Consider the following 18368-nt stretch of genomic DNA (forward strand, 5'->3'; position numbering starts at 1 on the left):
CCCTCTCCCACAGGGAGAGGGCGGTCAGGGTTCCCTCTCCCTGTGGGAGAGGGTTAGGGTGAGGGCAAAAAGTTATGCAGCCTTACGGAACCTGCGGGTCAGTCGCTTCTCGATTTCGACGACGAAGAACATCACCCCCGCCACCGCCAGCGTCACGAACCAGTAGCGCAGCGGCAGCGCTTCGGTGCCGAACAGCATCTGCATAAATGGCAGGTAGATGATCGCCGCCTGGAGCAGGAACAGTACGCCCGTTACCAGCCAGATCCCTTTGTTCGCCAGCAGGCCGCGGTTCAGGGAGAACCCTTCGGTGTTGCGGCAGTTAATCATGTACACCCACTGGGCGCAGACCAGCATCTGGAGCAGCACGGTGCGGATGAACTCCGCGCTGTGGCCGCGCGGGGCCAGCCAGGCTTCCAGCGCAAAGGCGGCGATGGCAATCATGGTGCCGACGAAAGCCACGCGCCATACGGCGTAGGCGTCCATTACGTGCTGCCCGGTCTGGCGCGGCGGGCGGCGCATGATGTTGCGCTCGGCGGCCTCAAAGGCCAGGCCGAAGGAGAGCGTGGCGGAGGTCGCCATGTTCATCCACAGAATCAGCACCGGCGTCAGCGGAATGATGTTCCCCGCCAGCAGCGCAATCACAATTAAAAGCCCCTGCGCCAGGTTGGTCGGCATGATGAACAGGATGGTCTTCTTCAGGTTGTCGTAAACGCGACGCCCCTCTTTCACCGCGCTGGCGATGGTGGCGAAGTTATCGTCCGTCAGGACCATGTCCGCCGCCTCTTTGGTGACTTCCGTGCCTTTGATGCCCATCGCGATACCCACGTCCGCCTGGCGCAGCGCCGGCGCGTCGTTCACGCCGTCACCGGTCATACCGACGATTTCGCCTTTATCCTGCAACGCTTTCACCAGGCGCAGCTTATGCTCCGGGCTGGTACGGGCGAAGATGTCATATTTTACCGCCGCTTCCGCCAGCTCGGCGTCGTCCATTTTCTCCAGCTGATAGCCGGTAACCGCCTGCTCGCTGTTGGTGATCCCCAGCATCTGGCCGATGCTCATCGCCGTCTGCGGGTGATCCCCGGTGATCATCTTCACGCGGATCCCCGCCTGCTGGCAGGCGTTAATCGCCTCAATCGCTTCCGGACGCGGCGGATCCATCATCCCGGCAATGCCGAGGAAAATCAGGCCGTGACTCAGGTCGTCGTGAGTTAATGCCTGCTCGCCGTTCGCTGGCTTGAACGCCGCGGCGACCATGCGCAGCCCCTGACGCGCATAGCGCTCCATCTCCGTTTCCCAGTACGCGCGGTCAAAGGCTTGCGCACCGTTGCGGGTCTGCTGCTGCTCACACAGGGCGAAAATCACGTCCGGCGCGCCGGTGATCAAAATCTGCTCCTCACTGCCAATCTGGTAGTGGGTGCTCATGTACTTGTACTGAGAGTCGAACGGGATCTTGTTAACCAGCGTGGTCACGACCGGCTCGAGGTGGGCTTTGGCCGCCAGCACCTTCAGCGCGCCCTCGGTCGGGCCGCCGGTAATGCCCCACAGGCCGCGCTCGTCCTGAATCAGCTGGCTGTCGTTACACAGGTCGATGGTGCGCAGGTACTGCTCCAGCACGGTGCCCGGCTGGATCTGCACCGGCTCATCGCTGCCTTCGAGATAGATGTTGCCCACCGGCTCGTAGCTGTTGCCGTCCACGCGGTAGCAGGTGTCGGCGGTGATGATGGCTTTCACCGTCATCTCGTTCATGGTCAGGGTGCCGGTTTTATCCGAGCAGACCACGGTCATCGCGCCCAGGGTTTCAACCGTCGGCAGCTTGCGGATAATCGCCCGCTTGCGCGCCATCGCCTGTACGCCCAGAGAGAGGATGATGGAGATAATTGCCGGCAGACCTTCCGGTACGGAGGCGACCGCCAGGCTAATCAGGGAGAGCAGCAGCTCGCCCATCGGGATCTCGCGGAACACCAGGCTGAAGACAAACAGCGCGGCCATCATCGCCAGAATGATGGCGAAGATCGCTTTGCCCAGCTTGTCCATCTGCACTAGCAGCGGGGTGCGGTGTTTTTCAATGCCCGCCATCATCTGGTTGATGTGGCCGAGTTCGGTCTCCTGGCCCGTGGCAATGACCACGCCCACGCCGCCGCCCGCGCTGACCGTCGTACCGGAAAAGACCAGGTTCGTACGGTCGCCCAGCGGTAATTCGCCGCTCAGCGGGTTCGTGTGTTTATCCACCACGGTGGATTCACCGGTCAGAATAGCCTCTTCCACGCGTAAATTATGCGCTTCGATTAAGCGCATATCCGCCGGAATACGATCTCCTGCGCGCAACACAATAATATCGCCCGGGACGATTTCCGTCGTCGGGATAGTTTCATGGTTGCCGTTACGAATAACGCGCGCCTCGCTGGAGAGCATATTGCGAATACTCTTCAGGGATTTTTCCGCGTTACTTTCCTGAATGTGGCCAATTAAGGCATTGATTACCGCCACGCCCAGAATAACCAGCGTATCAACCCAGTGTCCCATTACTGCCGTTAATACGGCGGCTGCCAGCAGGACGTAAATCAGGACATCGTTAAAATGCGCGAGAAAACGCAGCCAGCCCGGCTTGCCTTTTTTCTCCGGCAGCGCGTTCGGGCCATGTTTCTGCAAACGTGCCTGCGCCTCGGCGCGGTCCAGGCCATTAGCCTGGCTCTGCGCCTGAGCAAGCACCTGCTCTACGGTCTGCTGGTACGCCTGCCCGCCTGCGGGTGGCATATTCTGCGAGAAATTTTTTTTGGTCATGGTATTTTTCCTTCAATATCCGGTGGACGGAAGCCGGAATTCCTTTCTGGCTTTAAATAATTCATTTTTAAGTCTTGCGGGTTAAATTGATCTACCGCAATATATTGACTACCCGGTTATTCAAAACTGATTAAAATTATTTCGACGCGTTGATTTTTACAAAATATTTCTAAACCAACACTAAACGAGGAGGAAGCATGTTTGGTATTTATCGCGCACGGCGCCTGGCGTTATACATTGTCGCAGCCATTGTTATTGCGACGTTAATTGGATATAGCACCTATAGCTTTGTAAAATTATTTTCATGAGAAAGACGTTTATTTACATAACGCGATATTAATTTAATCGCCCCGAAAATATTATCTGTTTTCTGTTATTAATTCGCAGAATAACGGTGGCCTTTCACCCAATTTTGCCAGCGGGGATGATATTGCTTTACGTTTCAGGATGCCGGACAATGACATTTTTAACTGACGATTAACATTACGATGAAACACCCGTTAGAATCGCTGCTCACCGCAGGGGGCATTTTGCTGATGGCCCTGCTCTCCTGCCTGCTGTTACCTGCGCCGTCGCTGGGTCTGGTGCTGGCGGAGAAGCTGGTTCAGACCTTTCATATGGTCGATCTGAATCAGCTGTACACCATTCTGTTCTGTCTATGGTTTTTGGTGCTCGGCGCCATCGAATTCTTTATCCTGCGTTTCATCTGGCGCCGCTGGTTTTCACTGGCGTCGTAAGCCAGTGAGATCGCGCATCCCGTGGATCAGCGCTTCACACCAGGCCGCGTAGTCGTGGCCGCTGGATGAGGGGTGGAAGCTGACGCGGTAGCCTTTTTTCCTCAGCACCTGTTCAAAATCCTGCGTGGTGCGATAGATGCCGCCGCCCGGCCCCGCGGTTTCAAACTTCCCGGCCTGTAACCAGAAGCGCACCGGATACGGTGGAGACTGTTGGTACTGACGCGTCAGCCAGCCTGGGGCGTCACCTTCCGGCGCCCACCAGTAAGAACCGGAAAGGCTCAGCACGTTGCCAAACAGGCGCGGATAGCGCAGCGCCACCCATGAAGAGGCAATTCCCCCGTAGCTGGATCCTGCCAGTACGGTTTTCTGCCGCTGCATGCCGATGCCCTTCCCCCGCAGCCACGGCAGCAGCTCGTGCGCCATAAAGTCAGCAAAATCCGGGTTCGGCGGCAGCTCGTTGCCGCGACGGGCGTGATCGAGGCTGTCGATAAACACCACGTTAATCGGTGGCAGGTGATGCCGGGCAATCAGACCGTCCAGCACGTTGGCAAAATGGTATTCGTCCTGATAAATCTGCCCGTCGAACAGAATTAACGTCCAGCGTGCGGGCTGTGCGCCGCGCGGTTTGTAGATCATCACGTCGCGGGCGTTGCCAAGGATGTGGCTGGAAAAACTCTGACGGCTCAACGTCCCGTGCACCAGCGGCTTTGCCGTGGCCTGAACGGAGCAGTAGCGCGCCGGGCTGAGATCGAGCAGAGAATAGCGATTCCAGCGATCGGTCTTCTGCTCCCCGAAGGTATTCGGGTTAAGCGGATCGGCCTGCGCGCTTACCAGGATGGCGCGGCGTTGATCGCGTGTGGAACCCTCGACGATCGGCACATCGGGCGCGAGCTTGTACTGCATTACCGTATCAGCGGGGACTACATAGCTGCGGAACCAGACGTCGCTGTTGCCCAGGCGGAACAGCGGATCGTGATCCCCCGCCGGCGAGCCGAGAATGAAGACGTTATCCCGCGCGCCGCGCCACAGAAAGGTCACGCGCTTATGGCTCGCATCTACCGGCTCCACCATCGGCGTTCCCTGTCGACGCTGCGCCTGCCAGAACGCCTCGGTACTTCCACCGGCAGAAATGACGCTTGCCAGCGCCTTCAGCGTCGGGCTTTCAGGCGCCAGCATCTGCACGCGTGGTAACGGAGAGGTCTCTTTCATCCGCCACTGAAAACGCCACGGCTTACCGGCTTCTCCGTGTAGCACCAGCGAGGTGTTCTGTTTCACCGGCAGGGCAAACAGCAGCGTGTGTTCCCCGTCCGCAGGACCATTTTCGATCAGCGTGCGGATGCGGCGGTTTTGCCCATCAAGCAGGCGCGCATCCGTCACGCCATTCAGCGTGGCGGAAACGTAGTTTTCACCCAGTTCAGGCAGGGAGAAGCAGACTTCGCCGCTGGCATCAAACTTTCCCTGAATATCGCCCTGCCGGGACGTCTGCTCGCACGTTGCCGCCACGGCGGGCAGCGCGCCGATCCCCAACAGCAACCCACTCCATACCCTCTTCATTACCGCTTGTTCCCCAACGAAATTTGTTAACAACGCTAATGCAAATGGTAATGATTTGCAATATCATCAACGGCGATTTACCGGTGCTTTTATGGCGATAGCAACCAAGGACGTTCAATAAAAATGTTTAAAAATAATAAGATAATGCGGCTCTGGCTACTGAGTCTGGCGACGACCAGCGTCGCGGCTCAGGCAGAAACGAAAGAAGAAACGATTACGGTGACGCAGGGCGTGAGTGAAGAGCCCACTGCGCCCGTAAAAGGCATTGTGGCGACGAAAACGCTCTCCGCCACCAAGACCAGCGCGGAGATCGTGAAGACGCCGCAGTCGGTATCGGTGATCACCCGCGATCAGATGAACATGCAGGACGTCACCTCCGTTTCGCAGGCGCTGCGCTACTCGGCGGGCGTGTTTACCGAGTACCGGGGCTCGTCTAACCGTAACGACGAGGTGTTTGTGCGCGGCTTTAGCTACGTGCCGAAATTCCTCGACGGCTTAAGCTTTGGCGCAACGGCCTCATCACAGACGGGCACAGTTGACCCGTGGCTGCTGGAGCGCGTGGAGCTGGTGCGCGGCCCGGCCTCGGTCCTGTTTGGACAGGTCAATCCGGGCGGGTTAATCAGCATGACCAGCAAGCGCCCGACGGCGGAGGCCATTCACAACGTGCAGTTCCGCACCGGCAATAACGATCTCGCCGAAGGTGCGTTTGATTTCGGCGGCAGGCTGAGCGACGACGGCCGCATGCTGTATCGCGTGAACGGTATCGCCCGTACGCAGCATAATCAGGTGGACGATTATAAAGAGACGCGGATGGCGATCGCCCCGGCAATCACCTGGTACCCGAACGATCAGACCCGCTTTACGCTGCTGACCAGCTACCAGAAAGATCCGGATGCCGGATACCGCAACTTCCTGCCCGCGTATGGCACGGTGAAAAGTGCCGACGGGAAGTACATCCCGCGCGATTTTAACGTCAGCGATCCGAATTACAATCAATCCTGGCGCGAGCAGACGATGATTGGCTACGAGCTGGAACACCAGTTCGCCGACAACCTCACCTTCCGCCAGAACGCCCGTTACGCCACCATCAAGCAGAAATATCGTTATCTGGTTTACGCCAACAGCGCGGCCAACAGCACGGTGTTGACCCGTCGCGCCCAGCGTGAAGCGCGCACGACCAACGAATTTGGCCTTGATAACCAGCTGGAATATCAGCTGGAGACCGGAAGCGTCAGCCACACCCTGCTCGGCGGGTTTGATTACAAGACCAGCAAGGATAAACAGCTGCTGGCGCGCGGGAGCGGCTCACAGTATGACCTTGACTGGACAAACCCGGTTTACGGCGTGAACGTGGATGAAAGTACCTTCAAAACGGCGTCCGACGAGCAGCAAAATCTCGACCAGATGGGCCTGTATCTTCAGGATCAGATGAGCTGGAATAACTGGGAGTGGCTGGTTTCCGGGCGCTACGACTGGAGCGAAGTGCGTACCAGCGACTTCACCGATAACAGCGTTACGCAGCAGAACGACAGCAAATTTACCTGGCGCACTGGCCTGCTGTACGCGTTTGATTCTGGCCTGTCGCCGTACATCAGCTACAGCACCTCGTTTGAACCGAACCTGCAAACCAACCGTGCGCCGGGCGTTGCGCCCTTCAGGCCTACTACCGGGGAGCAGACCGAGATTGGCGTGAAATATCAGCCGGTCGACACCACGCTGATGACCCTGGCGCTGTACGATTTAACTCAGAACAACGTCGCGACCTATAACAGCGCTGAAGGCTGGTTCGAAAATGCGGGCAAGGTGCGTTCGAAAGGCGCTGAAGCGGAAATCCACGCCACGCTGATGGATAACATCAACCTGATTGGCTCCTACACTTACACCGATGCAAAAACCGAAAGCACCACGGTGGCGGGAACTGAAGGCAAAACGCCTGCGCGCATTCCGGCACATATGGCATCGGCGTTCGCCAGCTATACCGTTCCGGGCGGCGCGCTGAAGAGCCTGACCGCTGGCGTGGGGATGCGCTACATCGGCACCAGCTACGGCGATGCGAAGAATACCTTCAAGGTGCCATCGGTGGATCTGTATGACGCGATGCTGCGCTACGACCTGGGCGAGATGAACCGCAGCCTGAAAGGGGCAAGCGCGCAGTTCAACGTCAATAACGTGGCAGACACAAAGTATGTGGCGTCGTGCGCAAGCGATACGGCGTGCTTCTACGGGATTGGCCGGACGGTGACGGCGACGGTGAATTACAGCTGGTAAGCATGGTGCGGTCTGATCCCCTCACCCTAACCCTCTCCCCATAGGGGAGAGGGGACGATTACGCCCTCGCCCCTTTGGGGACAGGGCCGGGGTGAGGGGATGTTTTTCAGTGCGCCCGACCGTGATTTTCTTTGCGGTACGCCCCGGGCGGCTGGTTGAAGGTGCGGGTAAAGATGCGGGTAAACGTCTGCTGCGAGTCAAACCCGTAGCGCAGGCAGATATCGTACACGCGCTCGTCTGACTCACGCAGATCGCGCGCCGCCATCAGCAGCTTGCGTTCGCGGATGTAGCGTCCCAGACTTTCGCCTTTGTACTGCATAAACAGCCGCTGTAAATGCCATTTTGAGTAACCCGCATGGCGGGCAATCTCTTCGATGCGTAACGGCTGGTGTAGGTTGTCATCGATCCATTCGACAATCGTATCAATGACCTGAGCGGAAATCGTCATACTGCTCTCCCCCTCTGCTTCTCGCTTAAACATTATTCCCACCACTCGCGAAATTGTTGCGTGGTATCACTCACCCGCACGGGCTCGCCCAGCTCCGGCGTCAGCAGCCGGTAGTTTTTATCCTTGCTGGCTTTCGCCAGCTGGATCAGTGGATCGTTCCAGGTATGTTTCGCCAGCACAAAACGCCCGTTATGTCCCGGTACGACCGCTTTGGCATTGAGATCTGCCGAGGCCTGCGCCGTTTCCGCCGGATGCATATGGATGTACTTCCAGTCCTGGTCGTACTGCCCGTTTTCCATAATGGCTAAGTCCACTCCGCCAAACTGCTCGCCAATAGCCTTGAAGTGCGGGCCGTAACCGGAGTCTCCGCTGTAGTAAACCTTTCGCTCTGGGGTGACAAACATAAAGCTCCCCCACAGGGTCTGGTTACGCTTAATGCCGCGCCCGGAAAAATGGCGCGCGGGCAGAACATGTACCGTCAGCGCATCGCTGATATGCACCGATTGGTTCCAGTCCCGCTCGTCGATTATCTCCGGGGTCATCCCCCAGTAGCGCAGATGCGAACCCACGCCCAGCGGCGTGACCACGCGCTTAACCTTCGGCAGCAGCGCCTTGATGGTGGCGTAATCCAGATGGTCATAGTGATCGTGGGAGATAATCAGCAGGTCGATCTCCGGCATGCTCTCCGCACGCCACGGGTACTCCCCCGCAAACGCTTTATTGAGAAACGAGAACGGTGCGGCGTAGCTACTAAGAACCGGATCGATCAGGATGCGTTTCCCTGCAAGCTGCATATACCAGGAGGAGTGGCCGAGCCACACCAGCGTGTCCTGTTCAGGCGACAGGCTCGCCAGATCGGTTTTCACCAGCGGCAGCGGCTGCGCAGGACGGGCGTTTTCGGTTTTACGGGTAAGGAACTGCCACCACGCCACCAGCATATTTTGTTGCCCGGTAAAGCCCGGCGTAGGGAGCGTGTTATGGAATTGCCCGTCGCGATAGTGCGGAGAGGCTTCCACTTCAGAGAGCTGCGCACCCTGCGGTGGCTGGCCAAATCCGGCATTCAGTACAAACGGTAAACTGGCAGCTGAAGCAATAATCATGACTAACACCACGCAGATGAATAGAGGCTTTTTCATTTCCTGACCCGCCTACGCGCCCCATCCGATGGTTTGCGTGGGTGATACTTGATTATGAGTGAGTAAGCACTCATTATAGATAGGATGATTACGCCGTCAAGAAGGTTTTCGATCTTTGACATTCCGCGTTGCAGCGTATCAAGGCTCGTGTTTCAATCAGGGCTTTTACAATTGACGGGAGGAAAAATTTAGTGGCACGTCCGAAGAGTGAAGATAAAAAACAGGCCGCAGCAACGGCTGCGTTTGCGCAGTCAGGTATTGCCGCCTCAACGGCGTTAATTGCCCGTAATGCGGGCGTCGCTGAAGGGACACTGTTTCGCTACTTTGCTACCAAAGACGATCTGCTGAATGCCCTCTACCTGCATCTGAAGCAGGATCTCTGCCAGACCATGCTGGCGAATCTCGATCGCACCATCACCGAGCCAAAAGAGCATACCCGCAATATCTGGAACAGCTATGTGGACTGGGGCATTCGTAACCCCCTGGCGCATGCGGCTATCCGTCAGATTGGCGTCAGTGAAAAGCTGAACGCCGAAACCGAGCAGGCGGTGAAAGACATGTTCCCGGAACTGCATGAACTGTGTCGTCGTTCGATCCGCCCGGTGTTTATGTCTGACGAGTTTAAGACCTTCGGTGATGCAATGTTCTTATCGCTGGCTGAAACCACCATGGAGTTTGCCGCCCGCGATCCGTCCCGTGCCGTCGATTTTAAAGCGCTGGGCTTTGAAGCCATGTGGCGCGGGCTTGCTGAGGAAGATAACCATGGACAGTAAATCCTTGCAGGAACATGCCAGACGCGTCGCGCTGGAGATGCCTTTTACCGAACATTGCTGGCCGTTTGGCCCGGAGTATGACGTGTTTAAGGTGGGCGGGAAAATTTTTATGCTGATGGCGACCGCACACGGTCGGGCCCACGTCAGCCTGAAATCCGATCCGGAAAAATCGCTGCTCAATCAGCAGATCTACCGTGGCGTGGAGCCCGGTTACCATCTGAATAAAAAACACTGGATCTCCCTTTATGGCACGGACGACATCACGCCTGAACTGGTCACCGACCTGATTACGGATTCGTGGAATCTGGTCGTTGATAAACTGCCGAAAAAAGATCAGAAGTGGATTCGCCCAGCCTGATTGTTCGTCTCAGACGAACAGAATAAGCGCTCGAATCGCACTTATCTTTTCCCGCTTCGCGCGGTAATCTGCTTTCCTTTCACGCCCGCCCGCGGGCGAATTTCATCACCAGGAGTTGTTATGGATATTATTTCTGTCGCCCTGAAACGCCACTCTACCAAGGCGTTCGACCCAGCCAAAAAACTGACCGCAGAAGAAGCGGAAAAAATCAAAACGCTGCTGCAATACAGCCCGTCCAGCACCAACTCCCAGCCGTGGCACTTTATTGTTGCCAGCACTGAAGAGGGTAAAGCGCGCGTGGCAAAATCCGCGGCGGGCACCTATGTGTTTAACGAACGCAAAATGCTGGATGCCTCTCACGTAGTGGTGTTCTGCGCGAAAACCGCGATGGACGATGCCTGGCTTGAGCGCGTTGTCGATCAGGAAGAGGCTGACGGCCGTTTCGCCACGCCAGAAGCAAAAGCCGCGAACCACAAAGGCCGCTGCTATTTTGCCGACATGCACCGCGTGGATCTGAAAGATGACGACCAGTGGATGGCGAAGCAGGTTTACCTTAACGTCGGCAACTTCCTGCTGGGCGTGGCCGCGATGGGCCTGGATGCGGTACCAATCGAAGGGTTTGACGCCGCGATCCTCGACGAAGAGTTTGGCCTGAAAGAGAAAGGCTTCACCAGCCTGGTGGTGGTCCCGGTCGGGCATCACAGCGTGGAAGATTTCAACGCCACGCTGCCGAAATCTCGCCTGCCGCTGAGCACGATTGTGACTGAGTGCTAAGCGCTTCTGGCACGCCGGCTATCGGCGTGCCCGTTTTCAGTAAAGCGTTATCTGCGGATGCTTTACCCCGCACACCAGCGCATAACGCGTTAATGTATCGAGACTCGCCCGGGTAATATTTGCTTCCATTCGTGATACCGTCGGTGCGCTGACGCCCATCCGCTCCGCCACCTGGGCGCGCGTCAGACCAGCATGATTGCGCCATTGCGCCAGCATCTCCCGCAGACGCTCCTTGCGCTCTTCTGCATCAAAGGAAGCCTGAATTTCTGAATCGCTTAACAGTTCAGCTCTGAGTTCATCCCAGTCAATAATCTTCTTGCTCATCCAACATCTCCTGTTGTCGTTTCAGTGCCAGACGGAGTTCAGCAGAGGGCGTTTTTTGCGTCTTCTTGATAAACATCCGCAGGCAATGAGAGGATCTCCTCCCTGACTGCCGCATGAACGATAAGTCTGAACACTGTATTTCATCCCTGATAATATTAGCATGTAAGGCAATTTGCATTAAAGGCTAATTTTGCCTTTCGTGATTCACCTTACCAGCTTATTCCAGGCAGGACCGGAGCAGCGTTGATTCCCTGAAAGCCCCTCGCAAAAAATTTATATCCCCTGCTCCGCCAGCCATGCCATCGCCCTCTCCCCTGCCTCATCCACGGGTAAATAGACCAGCAGCCGCGATCCGTTTCGCGGGGCGGAGTACCAGTACATCTGCTGGAGATGAAAATCCCCCAGCTCGGGATGGGTGAACAGCTTGAGCTGGTTCTCCACGCCGCGCACGTCGTTACGCTGGTGCCACAGGGTTTTGAACTCTTCGGACACCGCAAAAAAACGCGCCAGCTTCGCTTCCCAGAGCGGGTCGCCACGGTGCTCAGCCATTGCCGCGCGGAAGTAGGAGACGAAAATCGGCAGCACGTCGTCACGTTTGCCGAGCCGCGCGCGCCACGCCGGATGGGTGAGGAACAGGTAAATACAGTTGCGATCTTCCGGCGGGATAGCGTTGAAATCGACGCCCATCAGGTGTCCGAAGCTGTCGTTCCACGCCACGATATCAAAGTTCGGTTTCTGAATGCTGGCGGGTTTCGGCATCAGGGTATCCAGCAGGCGACGCGTGCCTTCGCTGATCCCCTCACAGCACACCGCCTGCGGGGCTTCGCCCGGCGGCAAACCGGCGAGCACAAAAAGATGCCGGGCTTCGGTCGGGGTGCATTGCAGCGCTTTTGCGATGGCGGCCATCACCGCGCTGGACGGATTGACGTCCCGACCCTGTTCCAGCCAGGTGTACCAGGTCACGCCGACATCCGCGAGCATCGCCACCTCTTCCCGGCGCAGGCCCGGCGTGCGGCGGCGGCCGCTGCGCGGTAAGCCGAGGCGCTGCGGATCGAGGCTTTCGCGCCGGGCACGCAAAAACGCGCCCAGCTGCTTGCGGGTGTCATCCTGGAGAGAGGTGACAGGTTCAGACATCAGCGCCATAACATCTCCTGCATGGTAGTGTCAGTACCAGTATAAGTAAGAACTGGTACCCGTTTATCAGATGATTGATGCTACGACTCTACGCTGTTTGACGCAATGGAGTCACCATGAATACGTCAGTTGTTTCACCGGGTCGTGCGGGCCTGATATTGCTGTTAACCGGCCAGATGCTGCCGTTGATTGATACCTCAATCACCAACGTGGCGCTGGATTCCATCACCCATTCGTTACACGCCACCGCCACTGAACTGGAGCTGATCGTCGCCCTCTACGGCGTGGCCTTTGCCGTCTGCCTGGCACCCGGCAGCAAGCTGGGCGATAACCTTGGCCGCCGTCGCCTGTTTATGTGGGGCGTGGCGTGTTTTGGCCTGGCCTCACTGCTGTGCGGCATGGCGGGCAATATCGAACAGTTGCTTGGCGCGCGCATTATTCAGGGTGCGGGCGCCGCGCTGATCATGCCGCAAATTCTCGCGACGTTGCATGTGACGTTAAAAGGAACGGCACACGCCAGAGCGATCAGCCTGTTCGGGGGTATCGGCGGTATTGCATTTATCGTCGGCCAGATGGGTGGCGGCTGGCTGGTGTCGGCGGACATCGCCGGGCTAGGCTGGCGCAACGCCTTCTTTATCAACGTGCCGATTTGTCTGGTGGTGCTGGCGCTGAGCCGTCGCTACGTGCCGGAAACCCGCCGCGACACGCCGTCGCGCATTGACTGGACCGGGACTGTCCTGCTGACGGCAATACTGTGCTGTCTGCTGTTCCCGATGGCGCTCGGCCCGCAGTGGCACTGGTCGTGGCCGCTGAAGGCCGCACTGCTGGCGATTGTGCCGCTGGTCTGTGTAATGGTGCTGAACGCGCGCAAAAAAGAGCGTGAGAATGCCCACCCGCTCATCGCGCCGCGCCTGTTGCAGCTGCGCAGCATCCGCTTTGGCGTGCTAATCGGGATACTCTTTTTCAGCGTCTGGTCCGGGTTCATGTTCTGTATGGCGCTGACCATGCAAAGCGGTCTGGGGATGGCGCCGTGGCAGTCCGGGAACAGCTTTATCGCGCTTGGCGTCACCTATTTTATTTCTGCCTGGTTCGCCCCACGCCTGATTGCCCGCTACAGCACCAGCGCCATCCTGCTGACCGGACTTGCGATTCAGCTTGTCGGTCTGGTGGCGTTGATCGCCACGTTCCGTCACTGGGGAATGCAGAATACCGCGCTGACGCTGGCCCCGGCCACCGGGCTGGTGGGTTACGGGCAGGCGCTGATTGTAAACAGCTTCTACCGTATCGGGATGCGTGATATTCAGCCTGACGACGCGGGGGCCGCGAGCGCGATTTTAAGCACGCTGCAACAGGCTGCGCTGGGGCTTGGCCCGGCCATTTTCGGCGCGATTTTGCTGCACGGGCTGCAAAATCATCACGGAGATTACACCCAGGCGGTCAATGTCTTCCTGATGGTGGAAACGGCCATGATGGTGGTGCTGGCGCTGGCCACGCTGCGTATGCGCCATCGTCTGTGTTTACCGGTCGTCAAGGCCTGTCCGGCGACAAAATAAAACTGCCTGAATTTGCATAATAGATCCGCAGCCGCCATTATGGGGCTGCATCAATACAGGAGACGTTATGCAGGAATTAATTGCTCAGGTTGAAGAGTTAGGGATTGAAATTAATCACACCACCTCTTTAGTGATTATCTTTGGTATTATTTTTCTTACGGCCATTATCGTTCATTTTATTCTGCACAAAGTGGTGCTGCGCGCATTCGAGAAACGCGCCCAGGCCAGCAGCCATTTATGGTTGCAGATCATTACGCAGAACAAGTTATTTCACCGTCTGGCGTTTACCCTCCAGGGGATAATCGTCAACGTTCAGGCGGTTCTGTGGCTGCAAAAAGGCAGCGAAGCGGCGGAATTACTTACCACCTGCGCGAAATTGTGGGTGATGGTTTATGCCCTGCTCTCCTTCTTCTCGTTGCTGGACGTGATTTTCAATCTGTCGCAGAAAATGGCCACCGCGTCACAGCTGCCGCTGAAGGGGATATTCCAGGGCATCAAGCTGGTAAGCGCCATTCTGGTGGGGATACTAATTATCTCCCTGCTGATCGGTCAGTCACCCGCCATTCTGATAAGCGGCCTGGGTGCGATGGCTGCCGTTCTGATGCTGGTCTTTAAAGACCCGATACTCGGCCTGGTGGCCGGTATTCAGCTCTCAGCCAACGACATGCTCAAGCTCGGCGACTGGCTGGAGATGCCGAAATACGGCGCCAACGGCACGGTGACCGACATCGGCCTGACCACCGTTAAAGTGCGCAACTTCGATAACACCATCACCACCATCCCGACCTGGGCGCTGGTGTCCGATGCGTTCATCAACTGGAGCGGCATGTCCGCCTCCGGTGGTCGCCGCATCAAGCGCAGCCTGAATATCGATACCACCAGCATTCATTTCCTCGACGAGCAGGAGCAGCAAAAACTGATTCAGGCGAAACTGCTGAAGCCGTATCTGGCGGCGCGTCATGAGGAAATTAACCTGTGGAATCAGCAGAACGGCGAAGGGGAATCGGTATTAAACCTGCGCAAGATGACCAATATCGGCACCTTCCGTGCCTACCTGAATGAATATCTGCGTAACCACCCGCGTATTCGTAAAGATATGACGCTGATGGTGCGCCAGCTCGCGCCGGATGCCAACGGGCTGCCGATTGAAATATATGCCTTTACCAACACGGTGATCTGGGCGGAATACGAAGATATTCAGGCCGACATCTTCGATCATATTTTCGCGGTGGTGGATGAATTTGGCCTGCGTATTCACCAGTCGCCAACCGGGAACGATATTCGCTCCCTGGCTGGCGTCATCGCGCAATAATCAGGTGCTGGCGCGGGAAATAAAGCGCCAGTCCATCATCACCCTTTCCGTGGGCGCGTCCGGGTTGTCGATCTTATTTAAGAGCAGATCGACCGCCTTGCGCCCGATATCCCGCGACGGCTGTTCGATGGTGGTGAGCGAAATCATGTCCGCCAGCTCCGTACCGTCAAAGCCGACCACGGCAATATCCTCCGGCACCCGAAGACCTGCCTGCTGAATGGCGCGCAGCGCGCCCGCCGCCAGCGTATCGGAAACGGCAAATACCGCATCCGGCGGATTATCTTTTAACAGGTTTTGCATCGCCGCCATGCCCGCCCCGGAGCTGAGATCGCTGGCATACTCCACCGCCTGATAGTCCAGATCCCGCAGGTGGATCACGCTCTTGTAGCCGCGTTCGCGCAGGCGGGCATATTTGTAGCTGAGATCGTGGTTGATCATCGCGATACGCTTGCGGCCGCCGTCGGCCAGCTGGCTGACGGCATGCTGTGAAGCGTCCACATCATTGATGCCGACGCAGGAGACCGCGCCCGCATCGGCGTATTCAGCGCACTGTACCCACGGCGCGTTGCCAATCAGCGCGGCCAGTTCCGGCAGTTTCGAGAATGCATCCATGGTGATAATGCCGTCGACGATTTTGCCGGAGAGCAGGCTTAAGCCCGAGCGGGAGCGCTCAATATCCGAGCCGGAGTTGCACAGCAGAATGCGATAGCCGTTCTTTTCCGCCTCGGCTTCGATGCCCTTCACCACTTCGGCGCAGAACGGGTTGGCGATGTTCGAGACCATCACCAGGATCATATAGCTGCGGGCAGTGCGCAGCTGACGCGCCAGCAGATTGGGCTGGTAGTTACTCTCCTGGATCGCCTGCAAAACGCGCTCGCGGTTTTTCGCCTTTACGGTATCGCTGTTATTCAGTACGCGGGAGACCGTTGCCACGGATACCCCGGCCAGTTGAGCGATTTTCTGAATTGACATAGCGACGATACATCCTGCGGTTAGCGTTTTGTGCAGGCTACCATAAATTGATTGCCCGGCGAACCGGGCAATGCGTCAGTATTCCACGCGCACCCAGCGCTGCTGCTGATGACTTTTCACAATTGCATCAATGATATACATCACACTGGCGCCATCGTAAAAGGTGGCAAACTGCGGATTATCCGGCATCGCGCCCGCCTGCACGGCACGGTAAAACTGCGCCATCATATTTTTAAAGGCATCCGGCCACCCTTCAATGTGCCCGCCGGGGAAGTGGGCGCTGTCGGCCACGTCAGGGTTCATCAGGCCTGGCTCGTCGGTGAGCGTCTGGTTTGCCCGGGCGCGATGGCCGATCCACAGCTGCTGCGGGATTTCCTGATCCCACGCCACCGACTGCTCGCTGCCGTTAATTTCAAAGGTCAGGCGGTTTTTTCGCCCCGCGCTCACCTGCGAGACGCTAAAGCTGCCCTTGCTGCCGTCGTCAAAACGGAACAGCACCGAGCCAAAATCTTCGGTGGTGACCGGTTTGACTTCATACTCCGCCTGCTCGTCATGGGAGAAGGTCTGGTGACCACCCGCGCTGGCCTTGCGCCTCGGCCAGACGATGGATAAATCAGCCATCACCTCGGTAATGCGCCTGCCTGTCACATACTGTACCGTATCGCACCAGTGGGAACCGATATCCGCCACCGCCCGCGACGCGCCGCCGAGCGCGGCCTCCACCCGCCAGTTGTAGTCGGTTTCCAGCAGCATCCAGTCCTGCAAATAGCTGCCGTGCGAGGCGAACAGCCGCCCGAGGGTGCCCGCGCGCATCATGCTCGCCGCCTGGCGCACCATCGCAAACTGACGATAGAGAAAGCTCACGCCATGCACCACGCCCGCCTGCTCTGCCAGCGCCACCAGCTCGCGCGCCTCGTCCGGCGTCATGCACAGCGGCTTTTCGGAAAACACGTGCTTGCCCGCGCGCAGGATCTGGCGGTTAATCTCCGCGTGCAGGTGGTTCGGCGTGCAGTTGTGCACCGCATGCAGATTGGGGTGCGCGAGCAGTTCTTCCACGCTGGCGTAAGCATGCGGGACATTTAGCTGGCGCGCCTTTTCCTGCGCCTTAACGAGCGAACCGTCGCAGAGCGCGACCACCTGCACAAACCCGAGACGCCTGAGCGCCTCGATGTGTGCCGGGCCAATAAACCCGCTGCCGATAATCCCGACGTTAATCATGGCTGCCCCCTGCGGCGAAATCATCAAACGCCCGTCCGGAAACGGGAATAATGTGGCGGCGGATAAATTCGCTGCCCTCACTCGCGCCGGTATCGCCATCCTTCAGGCAGCACTCCCACTCCAGCACCGCCCAGCCGTCGTAGTCGTACTGGGTCAGCTTGCTGAAGATGCCCTTAAAGTCGATTTGCCCGTCGCCGGGCGAGCGAAAGCGTCCGGCGCGGTTGATCCACGGCTGGTAGCCGCCGTAGACGCCGCTGCGCCCGCTGGGGCGGAACTCCGCGTCCTTCACGTGGAACGCTTTAATGCGCGCGTGGAAGATATCGATAAAGGCCAGATAGTCCATCTGCTGAAGCAGCATATGGCTCGGGTCGTAGAGAATGTTGCAGCGCGGATGGTCATCCACCAGCGCCAGAAAACGCTCGAAGGTCACGCCGTCGTGCAGATCTTCCCCGGGATGCAGCTCAAAGCAGACGTCCACCCCCTGCTCGCCAAAGGTATCCAGTATTGGCCGCCAGCGGGTTGCCAGCTCCTCGAATGCTTCCTGAAAACGCTGCTCGTTATGCGGCGGCCACGGATAGAAAAACGGCCACGCCAGCGAGCCGGAGAAGGTCGCGTGCGCCTTCAGCCCTAATCTGGCCGAAGCGACCGCCGCCTGCTTCAGCTTTTCCGTCGCCCACGCCCGGCGCGCCGCCTCGTTACCGCGCACGGCGGCGGGTGCGAAGTGGTCAAACGCCTCGCTGTAAACCGGATTCACCGCCACGAGCTGCCCTTCCAGATGGGTCGACAGCTCGCTGATAACCAGCCCGTGTGCGGCCAGCCTGGCGGTGATGTCGTCGCAGTAGGCCTGGCTCTCTGCGGCTTTCTCGACGTCAAAGATGTGCGGATGGTTGCAGGGGATCTGCACCGCCTTATAACCTTTACCTGCCGCCCATTCAGCAAGCCCGTCGAGCGAATTAAACGGCGCTTCTGCGCCAATAAACTGCGACAGAAAAATGCCCGGTCCTTTCATTGTCCTCATACCACCTC

General features: G+C 57.9%; 16 protein-coding genes and 1 pseudogene. 7 read left to right on the forward strand and 10 right to left on the reverse strand.

Annotated elements, in window-relative coordinates:
* Positions 1-72: 72 nt before the first annotated feature.
* On the reverse strand, positions 73-2781 hold the full coding sequence (locus tag SK53_RS09825; RefSeq protein WP_048209208.1) for a cation-transporting P-type ATPase: 2709 nt from the start codon (positions 2779-2781) through the stop codon (positions 73-75).
* A 488-nt stretch (positions 2782-3269) separates the two neighbouring features.
* Here SK53_RS09825 and SK53_RS09830 point away from each other — a divergent pair, with 488 nt between their 5' ends.
* Entirely contained in the window at positions 3270-3518 is a 249-nt protein-coding gene (locus SK53_RS09830; RefSeq protein ID WP_048209209.1) for a DUF1158 domain-containing protein, read from the forward strand.
* Here the strand turns inward: SK53_RS09830 and SK53_RS09835 are convergent.
* On the reverse strand, positions 3504-5072 hold the full coding sequence (locus SK53_RS09835; protein ID WP_048209211.1) for an alpha/beta hydrolase-fold protein: 1569 nt from the start codon (positions 5070-5072) through the stop codon (positions 3504-3506). The two genes, SK53_RS09830 and SK53_RS09835, sit on opposite strands and share 15 nt — an antisense overlap.
* A 123-nt stretch (positions 5073-5195) precedes the next feature.
* On the opposite strand from SK53_RS09835, the gene SK53_RS09840 reads away from it, so the two are divergent.
* A complete protein-coding gene (locus tag SK53_RS09840; RefSeq protein ID WP_048209213.1) occupies positions 5196-7340 on the forward strand; it encodes a TonB-dependent siderophore receptor in 2145 nt (714 codons plus the stop codon).
* 106 nt (positions 7341-7446) lie between these two features.
* Here the strand turns inward: SK53_RS09840 and SK53_RS09845 are convergent, their stop codons facing one another.
* Together SK53_RS09845 and SK53_RS09850 are read right to left on the reverse strand one after the other, a co-directional pair.
* The gene (locus tag SK53_RS09845; RefSeq protein ID WP_003858880.1) at positions 7447-7788 is read right to left on the reverse strand and encodes a RamA family antibiotic efflux transcriptional regulator; all 342 of its coding nucleotides are present in this window, start codon (positions 7786-7788) and stop codon (positions 7447-7449) included.
* A gap of 32 nt (positions 7789-7820) precedes the next feature.
* Positions 7821-8924, reverse strand: a complete 1104-nt coding sequence (locus SK53_RS09850) for a RomA family MBL fold metallo-hydrolase (RefSeq protein WP_023315566.1) — start codon at positions 8922-8924, stop codon at positions 7821-7823.
* A 191-nt stretch (positions 8925-9115) separates the two neighbouring features.
* Here SK53_RS09850 and SK53_RS09855 point away from each other — a divergent pair, with 191 nt between their 5' ends.
* From SK53_RS09855 to nfsB, 3 genes are all read left to right on the forward strand, one after another.
* The gene (locus tag SK53_RS09855; protein WP_048209214.1) at positions 9116-9697 is read left to right on the forward strand and encodes a TetR/AcrR family transcriptional regulator; all 582 of its coding nucleotides are present in this window, start codon (positions 9116-9118) and stop codon (positions 9695-9697) included.
* Positions 9687-10055, forward strand: a complete 369-nt coding sequence (locus tag SK53_RS09860; RefSeq protein WP_003858883.1) for an MmcQ/YjbR family DNA-binding protein — start codon at positions 9687-9689, stop codon at positions 10053-10055. Before SK53_RS09855 ends, SK53_RS09860 begins: the two co-directional genes overlap by 11 nt.
* A 120-nt stretch (positions 10056-10175) precedes the next feature.
* On the forward strand, positions 10176-10829 hold the full coding sequence (nfsB, locus tag SK53_RS09865; RefSeq protein ID WP_003858884.1) for an oxygen-insensitive NAD(P)H nitroreductase: 654 nt from the start codon (positions 10176-10178) through the stop codon (positions 10827-10829).
* A gap of 36 nt (positions 10830-10865) precedes the next feature.
* Here nfsB and SK53_RS09870 read toward each other — a convergent pair whose 3' ends face one another.
* The 3 genes and pseudogenes from SK53_RS09870 to SK53_RS09875 all read right to left on the reverse strand — a co-directional run bounded on the left by SK53_RS09870 (position 10866) and on the right by SK53_RS09875 (position 12296).
* On the reverse strand, positions 10866-11153 hold the full coding sequence (locus SK53_RS09870; protein ID WP_003858885.1) for a helix-turn-helix domain-containing protein: 288 nt from the start codon (positions 11151-11153) through the stop codon (positions 10866-10868).
* Positions 11134-11235: pseudogene (locus SK53_RS24055) on the reverse strand (type II toxin-antitoxin system RelE/ParE family toxin); the annotation flags it as partial. The gene SK53_RS09870 and the pseudogene SK53_RS24055, both read right to left, overlap by 20 nt.
* A 191-nt stretch (positions 11236-11426) precedes the next feature.
* Positions 11427-12296, reverse strand: coding sequence for a helix-turn-helix transcriptional regulator (locus SK53_RS09875; RefSeq protein WP_003858886.1), 870 nt, complete (start codon positions 12294-12296; stop codon positions 11427-11429).
* Between the two features lie 107 nt (positions 12297-12403).
* Between SK53_RS09875 and SK53_RS09880 the strand changes: the two genes are divergently transcribed.
* Positions 12404-13840, forward strand: a complete 1437-nt coding sequence (locus SK53_RS09880) for an MFS transporter (protein WP_022650532.1) — start codon at positions 12404-12406, stop codon at positions 13838-13840.
* 67 nt (positions 13841-13907) lie between these two features.
* A complete protein-coding gene (locus tag SK53_RS09885) occupies positions 13908-15152 on the forward strand; it encodes a mechanosensitive ion channel family protein (protein ID WP_023315564.1) in 1245 nt (414 codons plus the stop codon).
* On the opposite strand, the gene SK53_RS09890 is transcribed toward SK53_RS09885, so the two are convergent.
* The 3 genes from SK53_RS09890 to SK53_RS09900 form a co-directional block, all read right to left on the reverse strand.
* Entirely contained in the window at positions 15153-16124 is a 972-nt protein-coding gene (locus SK53_RS09890) for a LacI family DNA-binding transcriptional regulator (protein WP_023315563.1), read from the reverse strand. It lies immediately after the preceding gene.
* A gap of 75 nt (positions 16125-16199) precedes the next feature.
* Positions 16200-17342, reverse strand: coding sequence for a Gfo/Idh/MocA family protein (locus SK53_RS09895; protein ID WP_048209215.1), 1143 nt, complete (start codon positions 17340-17342; stop codon positions 16200-16202).
* Positions 17335-18360, reverse strand: coding sequence for a sugar phosphate isomerase/epimerase family protein (locus tag SK53_RS09900; protein WP_048209216.1), 1026 nt, complete (start codon positions 18358-18360; stop codon positions 17335-17337). Before SK53_RS09900 ends, SK53_RS09895 begins: the two co-directional genes overlap by 8 nt.
* Between the last annotated feature and the right edge of the window lie 8 nt (positions 18361-18368).

It is taken from the genome of Enterobacter sp. MGH119 (assembly GCF_001037675.1).
Classification (GTDB): Bacteria; Pseudomonadota; Gammaproteobacteria; order Enterobacterales; family Enterobacteriaceae; genus Enterobacter; species Enterobacter hormaechei_C.

Excerpts from the sequence above, each read along its gene's own strand:
- SK53_RS09825 (WP_048209208.1), bottom strand. The coding sequence starts at position 2,781 with ATGACCAAAAAAAATTTCTCGCAGAATATGCCACCCGCAGGCGGGCAG.
- SK53_RS09830 (WP_048209209.1), top strand. The coding sequence starts at position 3,270 with ATGAAACACCCGTTAGAATCGCTGCTCACCGCAGGGGGCATTTTGCTG.
- SK53_RS09835 (WP_048209211.1), bottom strand. The coding sequence starts at position 5,072 with ATGAAGAGGGTATGGAGTGGGTTGCTGTTGGGGATCGGCGCGCTGCCC.
- SK53_RS09840 (WP_048209213.1), top strand. The coding sequence starts at position 5,196 with ATGTTTAAAAATAATAAGATAATGCGGCTCTGGCTACTGAGTCTGGCG.
- SK53_RS09845 (WP_003858880.1), bottom strand. The coding sequence starts at position 7,788 with ATGACGATTTCCGCTCAGGTCATTGATACGATTGTCGAATGGATCGAT.
- SK53_RS09850 (WP_023315566.1), bottom strand. The coding sequence starts at position 8,924 with ATGAAAAAGCCTCTATTCATCTGCGTGGTGTTAGTCATGATTATTGCT.
- SK53_RS09860 (WP_003858883.1), top strand. The coding sequence starts at position 9,687 with ATGGACAGTAAATCCTTGCAGGAACATGCCAGACGCGTCGCGCTGGAG.
- nfsB (WP_003858884.1), top strand. The coding sequence starts at position 10,176 with ATGGATATTATTTCTGTCGCCCTGAAACGCCACTCTACCAAGGCGTTC.
- SK53_RS09870 (WP_003858885.1), bottom strand. The coding sequence starts at position 11,153 with ATGAGCAAGAAGATTATTGACTGGGATGAACTCAGAGCTGAACTGTTA.
- SK53_RS09875 (WP_003858886.1), bottom strand. The coding sequence starts at position 12,296 with ATGGCGCTGATGTCTGAACCTGTCACCTCTCTCCAGGATGACACCCGC.
- SK53_RS09880 (WP_022650532.1), top strand. The coding sequence starts at position 12,404 with ATGAATACGTCAGTTGTTTCACCGGGTCGTGCGGGCCTGATATTGCTG.
- SK53_RS09885 (WP_023315564.1), top strand. The coding sequence starts at position 13,908 with ATGCAGGAATTAATTGCTCAGGTTGAAGAGTTAGGGATTGAAATTAAT.
- SK53_RS09890 (WP_023315563.1), bottom strand. The coding sequence starts at position 16,124 with ATGTCAATTCAGAAAATCGCTCAACTGGCCGGGGTATCCGTGGCAACG.
- SK53_RS09895 (WP_048209215.1), bottom strand. The coding sequence starts at position 17,342 with ATGATTAACGTCGGGATTATCGGCAGCGGGTTTATTGGCCCGGCACAC.
- SK53_RS09900 (WP_048209216.1), bottom strand. The coding sequence starts at position 18,360 with ATGAGGACAATGAAAGGACCGGGCATTTTTCTGTCGCAGTTTATTGGC.